Source organism: Cognatishimia sp. SS12 (assembly GCF_028369055.1).
Classification (GTDB): domain Bacteria; phylum Pseudomonadota; class Alphaproteobacteria; order Rhodobacterales; family Rhodobacteraceae; genus Cognatishimia.
Genome location: NZ_JAQNCZ010000005.1, coordinates 26587 through 41140, shown reverse-complemented (window position 1 = coordinate 41140; position 14554 = coordinate 26587). Strand labels below are relative to the sequence as shown.

General features: G+C 58.6%; 13 protein-coding genes. 9 read left to right on the top strand and 4 right to left on the bottom strand.

From position 1 onward, the window contains the following. Entirely contained in the window at window positions 1-612 is a 612-nt protein-coding gene (locus N6L24_RS11810; RefSeq protein WP_271844890.1) for an SOS response-associated peptidase, read from the top strand. Here the strand turns inward: N6L24_RS11810 and N6L24_RS11805 are convergent. Both N6L24_RS11805 and N6L24_RS11800 read right to left on the bottom strand, forming a co-directional pair. Beyond that, window positions 601-1767, bottom strand: coding sequence for an MFS transporter (locus tag N6L24_RS11805; protein ID WP_271844889.1), 1167 nt, complete (start codon window positions 1765-1767; stop codon window positions 601-603). The genes N6L24_RS11810 and N6L24_RS11805 overlap by 12 nt on opposite strands. A 117-nt stretch (window positions 1768-1884) precedes the next feature. Next, a complete protein-coding gene (locus tag N6L24_RS11800) occupies window positions 1885-3501 on the bottom strand; it encodes a GMC family oxidoreductase (protein ID WP_271844888.1) in 1617 nt (538 codons plus the stop codon). 122 nt (window positions 3502-3623) lie between these two features. Here N6L24_RS11800 and N6L24_RS11795 point away from each other — a divergent pair, with 122 nt between their 5' ends. From N6L24_RS11795 to speB, 8 genes are all read left to right on the top strand, one after another. Next, on the top strand, window positions 3624-4856 hold the full coding sequence (locus tag N6L24_RS11795; RefSeq protein ID WP_271844887.1) for a TRAP transporter substrate-binding protein: 1233 nt from the start codon (window positions 3624-3626) through the stop codon (window positions 4854-4856). Between the two features lie 102 nt (window positions 4857-4958). Continuing rightward, complete coding sequence (locus N6L24_RS11790) at window positions 4959-5627, top strand: TRAP transporter small permease (RefSeq protein WP_271844886.1); 669 nt, start codon at window positions 4959-4961, stop codon at window positions 5625-5627. A gap of 9 nt (window positions 5628-5636) precedes the next feature. Beyond that, a complete protein-coding gene (locus tag N6L24_RS11785; RefSeq protein WP_271844885.1) occupies window positions 5637-7001 on the top strand; it encodes a TRAP transporter large permease in 1365 nt (454 codons plus the stop codon). Between the two features lie 23 nt (window positions 7002-7024). Next, window positions 7025-7819: an IclR family transcriptional regulator gene (locus N6L24_RS11780; protein WP_271844884.1), complete on the top strand. Its 795-nt coding sequence runs from the start codon at window positions 7025-7027 to the stop codon at window positions 7817-7819. A gap of 146 nt (window positions 7820-7965) precedes the next feature. Next, window positions 7966-9852, top strand: a complete 1887-nt coding sequence (gene speA / locus N6L24_RS11775; RefSeq protein ID WP_271844883.1) for a biosynthetic arginine decarboxylase — start codon at window positions 7966-7968, stop codon at window positions 9850-9852. A 24-nt stretch (window positions 9853-9876) separates the two neighbouring features. Beyond that, the gene (locus N6L24_RS11770) at window positions 9877-11088 is read left to right on the top strand and encodes a saccharopine dehydrogenase family protein (protein ID WP_271844882.1); all 1212 of its coding nucleotides are present in this window, start codon (window positions 9877-9879) and stop codon (window positions 11086-11088) included. A gap of 77 nt (window positions 11089-11165) precedes the next feature. After that, window positions 11166-12335, top strand: a complete 1170-nt coding sequence (locus tag N6L24_RS11765; protein WP_271844881.1) for a carboxynorspermidine decarboxylase — start codon at window positions 11166-11168, stop codon at window positions 12333-12335. Further along, on the top strand, window positions 12332-13174 hold the full coding sequence (gene speB / locus N6L24_RS11760; RefSeq protein ID WP_271844880.1) for an agmatinase: 843 nt from the start codon (window positions 12332-12334) through the stop codon (window positions 13172-13174). The genes N6L24_RS11765 and speB overlap by 4 nt, the downstream gene beginning before the upstream one ends. Before the next feature lie 20 nt (window positions 13175-13194). On the opposite strand, the gene N6L24_RS11755 is transcribed toward speB, so the two are convergent. Together N6L24_RS11755 and N6L24_RS11750 are read right to left on the bottom strand one after the other, a co-directional pair. Then, window positions 13195-14061: an NAD(P)-dependent oxidoreductase gene (locus N6L24_RS11755; protein ID WP_271844879.1), complete on the bottom strand. Its 867-nt coding sequence runs from the start codon at window positions 14059-14061 to the stop codon at window positions 13195-13197. A gap of 22 nt (window positions 14062-14083) precedes the next feature. After that, window positions 14084-14467 carry a cupin domain-containing protein gene (locus N6L24_RS11750; protein WP_271844878.1) on the bottom strand — a complete coding sequence of 128 codons (384 nt, stop codon included), beginning with the start codon at window positions 14465-14467 and terminating at the stop codon, window positions 14084-14086. Window positions 14468-14554 lie beyond the last annotated feature (87 nt).

Below are 14554 nucleotides of genomic sequence, written 5' to 3'. Positions count from 1 at the left end.
ATGCCGGGCCGGTTCTTTCTGACCCGGCCGCTTGCCGAGATGGCGCAGTTTTGCGGGCGCGGCGCCACTGCGGTGCCGGACATGCCGCCGCGCCGCAATATCCAGCCCGGACAAGATATTTTGGTCCTGACCGAGCCGGGTTTTTCGGTCATGCGCTGGGGCATTGTGCCGGTGGGGCGGGTCAATGCACGTGGACGCCCGGTGATGGAAACCATCATCAATGCGCGCGGCGAAACGCTCTTTGACAAAAGCGCCTTTCACGGAACCGGACGCGCGGTGATCCCGGTGGATGGCTGGTATGAATGGACGGGCAAGACCCGACGCAAGACTGCGTGGCGTATCAGCCAAGACACGCCGTTGCTTTTTGCCGCAATCACCGATGTCTGGACCGCGCCCGGTGGGCAGGCCTTGCCTCAGGTGGCCGCCGTCACCTGCGCGCCCAATCAAGATGTCAAAGACATTCACCATCGTATGGGGGTGCTGCTAGAGCCTGCGGATATCGACATCTGGCTGACGGGAAGCGCGCGCGACGCGCAGGCGCTGATCCAGCCCTGGCCAGAGGGGCGATTGACGATTGAAACCGCTGATAACGTGGACTGGTCAGCCGCGTGACACGGCGCGGCGGGGACGGCGCGCGGACCCGCGCGCCGTCAGCACCATCCCAAGAGCCAAAAGTACCAGCAGCCCAAAAGCCCCGCGCAGGGTGGTCACATGGGTTAAGGCCCCGATCATCGGCGGCCCCATGAGCATGCCGCCATAGCCCAGCGTGGCGACGCTGGCGATGGCGCGCGCGGGGGGCACACCTGGTGTATTGCCCGCCTGCGAAAAAGCCAGTGGCATTGCAAGCGCATAGCCAAAGCCCATGAGCATAAAACCGGCCAGCGCGAACATCGGCTCTGGCAGCGCGATCAGCAGCGTGGTGCCGCAGAGCGCAAAAATACCGCTGGCCAGCCCGGCGCGCTGTGCCCCGAGCGCCCCGATGATCAGCCCTCCCAAAAGGCGCATGCCCACCATTGCGGCTGAAAACACCGTCAGCCCCAGCGGCGCGATATGGGGCTGGGCCGCCGTCGCTTCGATCAGATAAAGCGCACTCCAATCGGCAACCGCGCCTTCACCCAAAGTCGCAAAACCCGCCAGCAGCCCGGCGAAAAGCAGCGGCCCTCTGGGCAGCGAGAAAAGCGGCGCAGTTTCGGCAGGTATCTGCCCGGGCGCTTGCGTGGGCCAGCTGATCTTTGTGCCGTATAGGCCAAAGACCGGCACCAAGGCAGCGGCCAATAGAAAATGTAGCCCATAGGGGACACCTAGCGCGACCGCACCGGCCGCCGTCAATGCCCCAAAGCCAGCGCCCAAGCTCCACATGGCATGAAAGCTGGGCATCCAGGGTTTGCCTGCGGCCTGTTCCACTTCGGCAGCCCATGCGTTCATCGCCACATCCATTGCGCCATGGCAGGCCCCAAAAACAAATAGCGCCACGGCCAAGAGCCCAAGACTGGGGGCTGCCGCGAGGCCAACCATAGCCAGTGCATTCAGGCAGACCAAGATACGGGTGACGCGCAGCGCGCCGTGCCGATCCGCGAGCCGCCCGGCAAGCGGAAACGCCAGCAGCGCGCCGAAGGCCAGCAACAGCAGAAGCAGACCCAAGCGGCTGTGCGGGATCGCAAACCGCTCGGCCACCGCCGGAATACGCGCGGCCCAGACACCAAAAAAGACCGCGTTCGTGATGAACGCAGCGGACACCGCCCCCCAGTGGCGTCGCGATATTTGCATCAGGCTGACCCCTAGATTTCCTTGGCGCAGATTACAAAGAGGCGCAGCGAAGAAAAGAAAAAACGTGCGTGTATGGCACAGCGTGCATTGGGCGAAATCGACGCGGCGTTGGCGGCGCTAGGCCAAAACCTTGGTGTCTTCCAGGACCAGATCGGCGCATTTTTCGCCGATCATGATGGCCGGGGCATTGGTGTTGCCGGATACGATTTCGGGCATGATCGAACAATCCGCCACGCGAAGCCCGGTCACGCCATGCACGCGCAGGCGCGCGTCCACAACGGCGTTGGCATCATTGCCCATCTTGCAGGTGCCCGTCGGGTGATAAATCGACGCTGTGTTATTGCGCGCCCAGTTCAGCGTGCCATCATAATCCTCCAGATCAAGCGATGGATTGGGGCGATATTCTTCTGAGATTTTGGAAGTCAGCGGGGCGTGGCGCGCGATTTTGCGCGCGATCTTCACGCCTTCGACAATCGTGCGGCAGTCGGTCTCGGTCGAGAGGTAATTGGGGATGATCTTGGGATAGACCATTGCGTCCTTTGACACGATGCGGATTTCACCTTTGCTTTCCGGGCGGAGCTGACAGACCGACATGGTAAAGGCCGAAAACGGATCAGCCCCCTTGCCGGGGTTTTCGGCGGACAGGGGCTGAACGTGAAACTGGATGTCTGGGGTTTCCAGTTCTGGGCGGGTTTTCATGAACCCGCAGGCAAGGGAGGCCGCCATGGTCATCGGCCCCGCGCGGTAGAGTGCGTATTTCAGCGCGATCAGGGCTTGCCGATAGAGCGTGCGCACCTCGTCATTCAATGTTGGTTCATTGCATTTATAGACCAGCCGGGCCTGCAGGTGATCTTGCATGTTTTTGCCAACGCCGGGCAGATCCTTGAGCACCTCGATGCCGTTTTCTGTCAGCTGCGCGGCCTCACCGATCCCGGACAGCATCAGCAACTGCGGTGAGTTGATCGCACCGCCACAAAGGATGATTTCGCGGTTGGCCCGCAGGGTCTGCATCTTGCCGCTGCGGTTGCGATAGCGCACGCCGACGGCGCGGGTGCCTTCAAACAAAATCTGCTGCGCCAGCGCATGGGTGACGATCCGCAGGTTTGCACGTTGTTTAACCGGATTAAGGTAGGCAACAGCCGCACTGCAGCGGCGACCATTCTTTGAGGTCAGCTGGAAAAAGCCAACGCCTTCTTGCGTCGCGCCATTGTAATCTGGGTTGAACGGATAGCCCGCCGACTGCGCGGCGGCGACCCAGGCATCGGTGATCGGCCGTTGGATGCGCATGTTTGAGACCGAGAGCGGGCCTTCATTGCCGTGGTGTTCATCTGCGCCGCGCTCGTTGTTTTCGGCGCGTTTGAATAAGGGCAGCACGTCGGCCCAGCCCCAGCCGGGATTGCCCATTTGCTGCCAACGATCATAATCCTGCGCTTGCCCGCGCACGTAAAGAAGCCCGTTCAGTGAAGATGAGCCGCCCAGAACCTTGCCGCGGGGCCATTCAATCGACCGCCCATTCAGGCCAGGGTCGGGCTCTGTCTTGTAGCACCAGTCAACGGATGGGTTGTGGATGGTTTTGAAATAGCCAACGGGAATGTGAATCCACGGGTTAAGGTCGCGCCCGCCCGCTTCCAGCAGGGTCACGGTATTTGCGGGGTCCGCACTTAGACGATTGGCAAGGACGCAGCCAGCCGAGCCCGCGCCAATAACGATGTAATCTGTTGTCGCCGCCGTCATGCTTTCCTCCCAGTCGCATTGTGCGAATTCATGTTTCGCTTGCAATCTGATTCATATTTCAATAAAAATGATACTGCAAGTCTCAAAAATTACGCATTAAGTGAACGCAGGGAGGAAAGTTCATGAAAGTGTCTGATAAACTCAGCGGGATTTCGCGCCGGGATCTGTTCCGGCTGGCGGGCCAATATGGCATGTCATCCACGCTGCTGGCCGCGGGGGCCTTTACCGGCGCGGTGACGCTGCCGTCCTTGGCCAAAGCCGTCGAATCCACATACGACAAACGCTATGCAAAGGAAGCCAAACACACGCTCAAATTCGGCGCATCCGGGTTTAACGCCCGCAATCTGCTGATCGAGCGCGCGGGCTGTCTGGAATTTGCGCGCGATCTTGAATCGCGCACTGATGGTGAGATTCGGGTGGAATTCATCGGTGACAACCAGATCTGTGGTCAGCTGTCCTGTGTCGAGAAAACCCAAAACGGTATTGTGGATATCTATGCGGCATCCACCCAGAACTCTGCCGGGGGCGCGCCCTATCTCAACGTGCTGGACTATGCCTATGTCTTTCCGGGCCGGGCGTCGCAGTACCATTTTCTCTATAGCCCGGAGTCAAATGCGATCCTGCGTGAGCCACTTGAAAAGCGCCACGGCCTGAAGTTTCTCTTTAGCCATTGTGAACTGCGCGGCCTGCAGATGGGGTCAAACTTTGCCGACAAACCCACCGTCACCAAGATTGAGGAACTGTTTGGCACCAAGAACCGTGTGACGGGCACCCAATTGGGCCGGATCGCAATGCAGCTCTTGAACCTGAACCCGGTGCCTGTGGCCTGGGAAGAGACATTAGATGGCCTGAAGACCGGCCTGATTGATGGCGCAGAAACCTGGGCCTCGGCGGTGGGCTATGCCAACATGTCTCCGGTTGTGTCCCAATCGGTGGATCTGAAGTTCTTCTGCGGGACCGAGCATACATCGATGTCGGCCAAGGTTTTTGACAGCCTTGATGGGCATTTGCAGGACGCGGTGATGGAATCCGCTTATCTGGCGCAGGTGCATGTGCAGGCCGCCAACGAAGCGGCGCTGGTCAAAACCGTCGGCTTTTCTGATCCGGTGATGCCCGGCACTTTGTTTGACGAACACAACGTGCGTCCGGCCTTCCTGGCGGAAGATCAGATCAAAATGGCCGAAGAGATGTGTTCGCCCGAATTCCAGCCTCAGGCTTGGGAGCAATGGCGCGACCGTCTGAACAAATGGGCCGGCGGTATGGATACATATACCGAGTTGCACCGCGTTGCCCGCGAAGTGCCCGCCGACATGAAGCCGGAAAACGTAGAGCCACGCCGGTGGTGGAAGGCCTGATACCAATCCAAAAGGGGCGGCTGTGGCAGCATGGCCGCCCCGACAAATTTCTAGCGACATGCGACAAAAGCGTTAGGCTCGGTCTCAGGGAGGAGACGGATTATGGCTAATATTGTCAATGATATGCGCGAGATCATCAGCGCATTTGTATCAAATGACGCCTGGATGATGAGCGAAGCCCTGGGGACCGATGCCGCGTGGGTCATGGGGGCGCTTGTCACAGTTTTGGGGGCCGCGCTGGTTCTGGCGATTTACAGATTTATCCCCTGGGCGGAACGCAATTTCGAAGCCACGGTCATGGTGTCGACCTATTTGCTGATTGGCGGCATTATTTTTGTCGAGGTGTTCCGGCGTTTTGTTCTCAACGTGCAGGCCCCTTGGTCGACAACCCTGCCGCCCTTTCTCTTCTTGATCATGACCTGGTTTGGCTGTGCCTATAACGTCAAGTTGCGCACGCACCTGGCCTTTGCCGAGTTTCGCGCCAACATGCCGCGCGGTTTGCAGTTCTTCTGTCTGTCGCTCGATTTTGCGCTTTGGATGGGGTTTTGCTGGATCGTTGTCACGACCTCGACCCAAGTGGCGGTCAATTCTGCATCGAACTTTCAGATCCTCTTGGGCACGGACAATATTCTGCAGTGGTGGTTCCTCGTTTCGGTGCCATTGGCGTTTGTGCTGATCGCTGCGCGCGCATTGGAAAATTACCTGCATGATATCAAGAGTCTGCGCAGCGGAGCCCCGCTGATTCAGCAGGCCGCAATCGGCCAGGGCTGAGGGGGATTTATGACAGACGGAACTTGGATCACACTGATTTCCATCGGCGTGACGGTCTTTTTCATGCTGGGTGTGCCGGTCTTTTTGGTGATCGGCTATTGGGTCATCGGCATGAGCTTTGTGCTTGGCCTGCCGCTGATCAACACCGGCTCGGCTTTGGCGGATGTGTTTACGGATGGCTTTGCGCTTTTGGCGATGCCGCTCTTTATCCTGACCGGGGATTTGATCAATCGGTCGGGCATTGCGCGGCGGCTTTCTGATTTTGCCTATGCCTGCCTTGGCTGGCTGCGCGGCGGTCTTGCGATGGCCTCGCTGGGGGCCTGCGGGCTGTTCGCGGCAATTTCCGGATCAAATTCGGCAACAACCGCAACCATTGGCTCGATGCTGCATCCGGAAATGGTCAAAGGTGGTTATGATGAACGTTTTTCAGCGGCCACAGCCGCGGCAGGCGGCACGGTCGGGATCATCATCCCGCCCTCGATCATCTTTATCGTCTATGGCTTTTTGCTGAACCTGCCGATTTCCGAACTGTTCGTGGCGGGTATTATTCCGGGCGCCATGATGGTGGGCGCGATGATGCTGGTGGCCTTTGTGGTCTGCACGCGCAACGGTTGGGGGTATCTGATCAAGCTGCAATTCGGGCGGGTGTTCAAGACGGCGGTCGGGGCGTGGCTTGGCTTCTTTGCCATAGGCCTTGTGCTTTGGGGCATCTATACCGGCAAATTCTCTCCGACAGAGGCGGCGGGTGTGACGGTCGGCTTCTGCATCATCGTCGGTTTTCTGAGTCTGCCGATTTATCGCCTGATGGGCCGCCCCTCCGAGGACCGTCCTTTCAACGAAAGGGGCATCGGTGAGTATCTGGTCGTCAAAGGTTTTGGCCCGCTGGAATTGCCGTCGATCACCATGCGCTCAGCCCAGATCGCTGGAATTCTGGCGCCCTTGATTGCCGTGTCTGTTGTGATGCAGCAAATCCTCTCGGTGCTCGGCGCGCAGGAAATCATTGGCGGCTTTGTGCGCGGCATGGGCGGCTATTACGCGGTGCTCTTTACGTCGATGGCGATTGTTTTCGTGGCGGGCATGGTGCTGGAGTCGCTGCCGGTGACGATCATCCTTGCGCCCATCCTCGCGCCGATTGCGCATTCGGTTGGGGTCGAACCGGTGCAATTTGGGGTGATTTTCCTCGTCGGGGCCTCCATCGGGTTCATCACGCCGCCATACGGGCTTAATCTATATGTTGCCTCCGGCGTCACCGGCGTGCCCTATTTTAGGCTCTTGCGCTATACGGTGCCCTATCTCTTCTCGCTTCTGACCGTTTGGATCATCGTGGCACTTGTGCCTGCCCTCTCGACTGTCCTTATTCCAGCGGGTAACTAAAGGACAGCAACAAGGGGACATTCATGGCAGACGGCAGCACCAAGGAAAGCGGCATTCCAACAAATCTACGCTTGCTTTTGGTGCTGGAAGCCATGGCAAAGGCCGGGGTGCCTGTGACGCCGACAGAGGTCAATCAGGACCTTGGCCTGCCCAAACCGACCATCCACCGCCTGTTTTCCACGCTGGAAGCCGAAGGGTTCATACAACGCGAAATTGACGGGCGCGGCTATTCGCCGGGCTTGCGCCTGCGGCAGATGTCCACCGGCATTATTTCGTCGCTGCGCATTCGGACGGCGCGGATTGCGCTGCTGTCCAAAGTGGCCGACGAGGTGGGCGAAACCTGCAATATCGCGCTGCCGGATCGGGAAGGCATGATCTATCTGGACCGGGTGGAAACCAAATGGCCGCTACGTATCCAGCTGCCTGTCGGCACCATCGTGCCGTTTTACTGCACGGCCTCTGGCAAGATGTACCTGAGCACTTTGGACAACCGCCACCTGAAGAACTATGCCACCTCCACCAATCTTGAGCGCCGCACCGCCGCCACCATCACCGAACCGGCTGCGCTGATGGAGGAAATCCAGCAAGTGCGCGCGTTGGGCTATGCGCTGGACCGCTGTGAATTCATGGACGGGATGACCGCGATTGCTGTGCCGATCATGAATTCTCAGGGGCGTCTTGTGTCCACTTTGTCGGTGCACGGTCCTGAACAGCGCCTGCCACTTGAAGGTGCGGTCGAACATGTCGACCGGCTCAAGGACGCGGCCCGCCGCCTTGCCAGCCTGCTGGATCAGGAAGAGACCCTGCAAGCCCCTTGATTTCCCCGCAGGATGTCGCAGGTTAACCACACAGGGGCGGCGCTGAAAAGAATAAGTACAGCGCAGGAAAATACCCCTTGGAGAAATTTCGATTCGCACCTAAACGGCGCCATCTGGTGCCATAAAACGTCTTAGGAGATACTGGGTTGAACAATCCGCACGCTGTGCCGCATGCGATCTATGGGATCGACAAATGGGGAAAAGATCTGATCGTCGTGAATGACGAGGGCGAGATTTGCCTGAAGAACCCATTGAATCCGTCTGCACCTGCGATTTCTCTGCCTGGTATTCTGGAAGATCTGGAAGATCGCGGCGTTGCTGTGCCGATGCTGCTGCGTGTTTCCTCCTATCTTGAAAGCGAAATCCGCCACATCAACGAAAGCTTTGCGGATGCCATCGACCGGGTCGGCTATCGCGGCAAATTTCGCGGCGTCTTTCCGATCAAGGTAAACCAGCAGGCACAGGTCATCGACCGCATTGTCGAATTTGGTGCCCCCTACAGCTATGGGCTCGAAGCTGGGTCCAAGCCTGAATTGGTCATTGCCCTGGCGCATCGTCTCGCCAAAGATGCGCTGATTGTCTGCAATGGCGTGAAAGACGAAGAATTCATCAGCCTCGCGATCCTGTCGCGCAAAATCGGGTTTAATACCGTGATCGTGCTGGAAAGCCCCAAAGAGGCCGACACTGTGATCGAGGTGGTCAAAAAGCTCGGTGTCGAACCGATGCTCGGCGTGCGCGTCAAGCTGACCAACCAAATCACCGGCAAATGGGAAAAGAGTTCCGGCGACCGATCCACATTTGGCATGAACACCGATCAACTGGTTTCGGTGCTGGACAAGCTGCGCGACGCTGGCCTTTTGCATTGCCTCAAGCTGCAGCATAGCCATCTGGGCAGCCAGGTGCCCGATGTGAACGATGTGCGCCGCGCGGTTTCGGAAGCTTGCCGCTATTATACTGAGCTTACGCAAGAGGGCGTGCCGCTGACCCACCTAGATCTTGGTGGCGGTATGGGCGTCGATTATACCGGCGAGAAAAGCGCAACGGAAAATTCGATCAACTACACCATGCGCGAATATTGCGCCAATGTGGTGGAAACGGTGGCCTATGCCATGGACGGTGCCGGCATTGAGCACCCGACCATTGTCACGGAAAGCGGCCGCGCGGTTGTCGCCACTTCTTCCATGCTGATCTTTAACGTGCTGGAGGCGACGCTCTATGACGCCCCCACCGCGCCTGCCGTCGAAGAGGGCGATCACCACCTGATCAGCGATCTTTTGGCGATCACCGAATATATCTCGGCGGAGCGGCTGCAAGAATGCTGGAACGACGCCACATTCTATCGCAATGAGCTGCGTGCGCTGTTCCATCGTGGCTATATCAACCTGCGCCAGATGGCCCGGGCCGAGCGGATCTATCTGCACATCATGGCGCGTATCAAACATCACGCGGCCTTTGACGACATCAAGGTTTCCGAAGAGCAGATGGCGCGGCTCGCGGATATCTACCACTGCAACTTTTCGCTGTTCCAATCGCTGCCGGATGTCTGGGCGATTGATCAGCTGCACCCGCTGGTGCCGCTACAAATGCTGAACGAAGCGCCCGATCGCCGTGCTGTGCTGTCTGATATTACTTGCGACAGTGACGGTAAGATCGATCGCTTTATTCTCGCCGATGGCGTCAGCTCCAGCGTGCCTGTGCATACGCTGCCCGAGGATAAGCCCTATTACATGGGCGCGTTTTTTGTGGGGGCCTATCAGGAAACCCTGGGCGATTTGCACAATCTCTTTGGCGACACCAATGTTGTCACCATCGATCTGCGCGCTGACGGCGGCTTTGATCTGCTGCACGAACAAGAAGGCGACACCATTTCCGAGGTGCTGTCTTATGTTGAATTTGATCCGCAGGATTGCGTCGCCGCCTTCCGCCGCATGGTGGACGAAGCGATTTCATCCGGCGCATTGAAATCCAAGGACCGCAAGGTTCTGATGGGCGCCTACCGCGATTCCATCAACGGCTATACGTATTACGAATAACGCTCTCTTACGGAGGACATGAACATGGGTAAGACACTTGTTGTCGGGGCAGGGGGCGTTTCCCACGCTGCCGTGCATAAAATGGCGATGAACAGCGATATCTTCACCGATATTACCCTGGCCAGCCGCACCAAATCAAAATGCGATGCGATTGCCGCGTCGGTGCTTGAACGCACGGGCGTCACGATCAAAACCGCCGCGCTTGACGCCAACAATGTGGCTGACACCGTCGCGCTGATCAAAGAAAGCGGCGCAGAGCTGCTGGTCAATCTGGCGCTGCCTTATCAGGATCTTGTGTTGATGGACGCCTGCCTTGAAGCAGGATGCCACTATCTCGACACCGCCAACTATGAGCCCGAGGATGTCGCCAAGTTTGAATACCATTGGCAATGGGCCTATCAGGACAAGTTCAAAGAGGCGGGCCTGACCGCCATCCTTGGCTCTGGCTTTGATCCGGGCGTGACCTCGGTCTTTGCGACCTGGCTGAAGAAACACAAGCTTGAGACCATTCGCCAGATCGACATTCTGGACGCCAATGGCGGTGACAACGGCCAGGCTTTTGCCACCAACTTCAACCCGGAAATCAACCTGCGCGAAGTGCTGGCCGAAGTGCGCCATTGGGAAAATGGCGCATGGCTGACCAGCCCGGCGATGTCCACGAAGGTGGAGTTCGACTTTCCCGGCGTTGGCGTGAAAAACATGTACCAGATGTATCACGAAGAGCTGGAGTCGCTCTCAACCCATTTCCCAGAGATCGAGCGCGCCCGCTTCTGGATGACCTTTGGCGACGCTTACATCATGCATGCCAAAGTGCTTGAAAACGTCGGCATGACCCGGATTGATCCGGTGATGCACGATGGCAAGGAAATCATTCCGATCCAGTTCCTGAAAACCCTGCTGCCCGATCCCGGTGATCTGGGCGCGCTGACCAAGGGCAAGGCCTGTATCGGTGATATCGCCACCGGCCAAGCCAAGGATGGGTCCGGCGAAAAGACCTATTATATCTACAACATCTGCGATCACGAAGAATGCTACGCAGAGGTCGGCTCCCAAGCTGTGTCCTACACCACCGGCGTGCCGGCGATGATTGGCGCGGCGCAGGTGCTGAAAGGCAATTGGAAAGAGCCGGGCGTCTGGAACATGGAGCAGCTTGATCCAGATGATTTCATGGACATGCTGAATGTACATGGCCTGCCCTGGCAGGTGCACGAATTGGACGGTCCCGTCGATTTCTGACGGGTCCATTTCACCTTTTCCACAATACTCCGGGGGTCTGGGGGCAGGCCCCCAGCCCACCATTGAGGAGCCGCGCGATGACCGATCTGATGACCACCCAAGCCGGCGATCCCGGTGCGTTCCGCGACTTTGATCTGTCGCGCGTGCCCTCGCCCTGTTTTGTGGTCGACGCCGCAGCGGTGGAGCGTAATCTAAAGATCCTGAAAGACGTCTCCGATCGTTCTGGTGCCAAGGTGCTCGCGGCGCTCAAGGCCTTTTCGATGTTCTCGCTGGCCCCGCTGGTGCGGCAGTATCTGCCCGGCACCTGCGCCAGTGGCATCTATGAGGCGCGGCTCGCGCGCGAAGAATACGGCGGCGAGGTCGCCACGTTTTGCGCCGGCTACAAAGACAGTGATATCGATGAGATCATCGCGCTGTCTGATCATGTGATCTTCAACAGCCCGGCGCAGAAAGATCGCTTCTTGGCCAAATGCCAGGCAGCAGGCGTGCAGGTTGGCCTGCGCATCAATCCTGAAATCTCGGTCGGAGAGGTCGCCAAATACGATCCTTCCGCGCCCTGTTCACGCCTTGGCACCCCGATCAGCCAGCTGACCCCTGCGGCGATGCGCGGCGTGGATGGCATTCATATCCATACGCTTTGCGAGCAGGGGATTGACCCGCTCTTGCGCGTTTGGTCCGGGGTGGAATTCAAATTGCAGCGCTATTTCAAAGATCTGAAATGGCTCAATCTGGGCGGCGGCCACCATATCACCCGCGCCGATTATGATCGCGATGTGCTGATACATCTGCTGAAAGACATCCGCAGCAAATATGCCCTTGATGTCATCATCGAGCCGGGCGAAGCCGTGGCGCTGGACGCGGGTATTCTGGTGGGCGAGGTTCTTGATGTCGCTGAGAATGCGATGCCCATTGCCATTACCGATATCTCGGCCACCTGCCACATGCCTGATGTGATCGAGGCCCCATATCGTCCGGCTCTGATGGATGAGGCCGCGGCCGGAACAACCTATCGCCTCGGCGGGCCAAGCTGCCTCGCTGGCGACGTGATTGGCGATTACACATGGGCGCAGCCGCTCAGCATTGGCCAGCGCTTTGCCTTTCTCGATCAAGCGCATTACTCGATGGTGAAAACCAATACGTTTAATGGCGTGCCGCTGCCGACCATTGCCCTCTGGCACAGCGACAGCGATGATTTGCGCATCGTGAAATCCTTTTCCTACCAAGACTTCAAAGGCCGCCTGTCATGAGCATTTTTCTGGACAGTGAACTCAGCGCCGCTGAGCGCAGCGAGACCGCAAAATTCCGAGTGATCCCCATGCCGCTTGAGCGCACGGTGTCTTATGGCTCCGGCACCGAACATGGCCCTTCTGCCATCATCGAGGCGTCTAATGAGCTTGAGCGCATCACCAATGGCGCAGAGCCGTGCGCCGCCGGTATTTACACCGAGGCTCCGGTGGATTGCACCGGCGGGCTGCCAGAGGTGATGGAGCGTCTTGCGGCCCGCACCGAGGCGGCGGTCAAAGCGGGCAAAATCCCCGTCACGCTGGGCGGGGAACATTCACTTTCTTATGGCGCGGTCATGGGCGTCTCGCGCGCCTTGGGTCGCCCGGTCGGCATCGTTCAGATTGATGCCCATGCCGATCTGCGCATCGCCTATCAGGGCAATAAACACAGCCATGCATCGGTCATGCATCTGCTGTCCGAGGAGGGCGTGCGCCTTGCGCAATTTGGCGTGCGCGCGCTGTGCCAGCAAGAGGTCGACAGCCGCGCCGCGCACAACGTGTTTTTTAAAGACGCCGAAGAACTGGTGGTCGGCAATATCCATGCCGTCGATCTGCCCGACGATTTCCCAGAAGACATCTATGTCAGCTTTGATGTGGATGGGCTGGACCCCAGCCAGATGCCCGCAACCGGCACGCCCGTGCCCGGCGGCTTGGGCTATTATCAGGCGCTGCGCTTGGTCGAACATGCGCTGAAAGACCGGCGCTGCGTTGGCCTTGATGTGGTGGAGCTTGCCCCCGACGGCAATGCCGCCTGGGATTTCACCGCCGCGCAGATCGTCTATCGCCTGATGGCGGCCTGCTGAACGCGCGCCTTGTTTTTCCCCTAGCTCTGGGCACCACGTTCATAGGCGCGGGCAATCATCAAGGCCGGGTCCGCCTCGCCCAGTCCATCGTCGATGGCCTCTTGGGTGCGCTCAGCAAAAGACGTTAGGATCGGCACCTCAATCCCATAAGATTGCGCCACGCGCTCAAAAACTCCGACGTCTTTCAAAGCCGCACTAAGGGTAAAACCAACCTCCGGGTCTTTGCCAAGGATCTTATCAATGCGGTCGGCGACCATCGGGATGCCCGCCGGGCCACCGCAAAGAATGCGCAGCACGGTCTCCAGCGGCAAGCCAGCCCGCTGCGCCATGGGCATAAGGCTATCCAGCCCTGCAAAATAAATCTGCAGCATACTGTTGTTAATGGTTTTCATAGCCAGCCCAGCCCCAAGGGGGCCGACGTGAAACACCCGGTCAGAAAGGGTCGCCAAACTGGCAATGGCGCGCGCGGCGGCAGCGTCATCACCGCCAACGAACACGCCGCATTTGCCGGCAGCCACCAGCTCTGGACCACCAGAGATCGGCGCGTCCACGGCGCTGGCCCCTTTTGCGGTGATCAGCGTGATGCGGGATCTTACGACATCAGGCACCACGGTGCTGGTCTCGATGATCTGCTTGCCGGATAGATCACAGGCCAGCAGCTGGTCCAAGACCTCAGCCACTGCCGCATCGTCATAAAGACTTAGAACCAATGTGTCGCTTTGCGCCACCAAACTGGGTAAGTCCGGCGCGCTGGGGATGCCATCAAGGGCGCGGTTGCTGCGGGTCCAACATGCAACGTCATGCCCCTCAGCCGCAAAGCGCCGCGCAATTGCGCTGCCCATACGGCCCAAACCGAAAACGCCAACGCCTCCTGTTGTTTCAGTCATGTCATCCCCCTTTGCGCAGCGGTTACTCTGCCAAAACCGTCATTGGCTCCCCTGCGCGCACGATATGGGTTGTGTATACCACAATCGGTGTGTCGCTTTGCGCGGTCAGCCCGCCATGCACGTCACGTTCTGGAAAAAACAGCGGCGTGCCATCGGCAAATTCGACGATTTCGCCATTGGGCAACGCCATCAACCCGCCTTCGACCACAATCGCATGTTCGTCGCCCGGATGGGTGTGAAACGGAATTTTTGCGCCTTTCAAAAGCACCATTTTGCTTTTCACAACTTCCATGCCCGCCACGCCAGAAAGCGGATGGCGGCTCAGCTCTGTGCGCGTCACGGCATCTTGCGCCAGCCCGGCCATAGCACTGAGGCAAAGGGCAACAGAGGCGAGAAATAACTTCATGAGATCAAGTCCTTGTTCCAAATGATGGTCTGGAGACAAGGGACATGAGCACGCCTGATTTGTCCAGAGCGCGCGGCATGGGTTTGG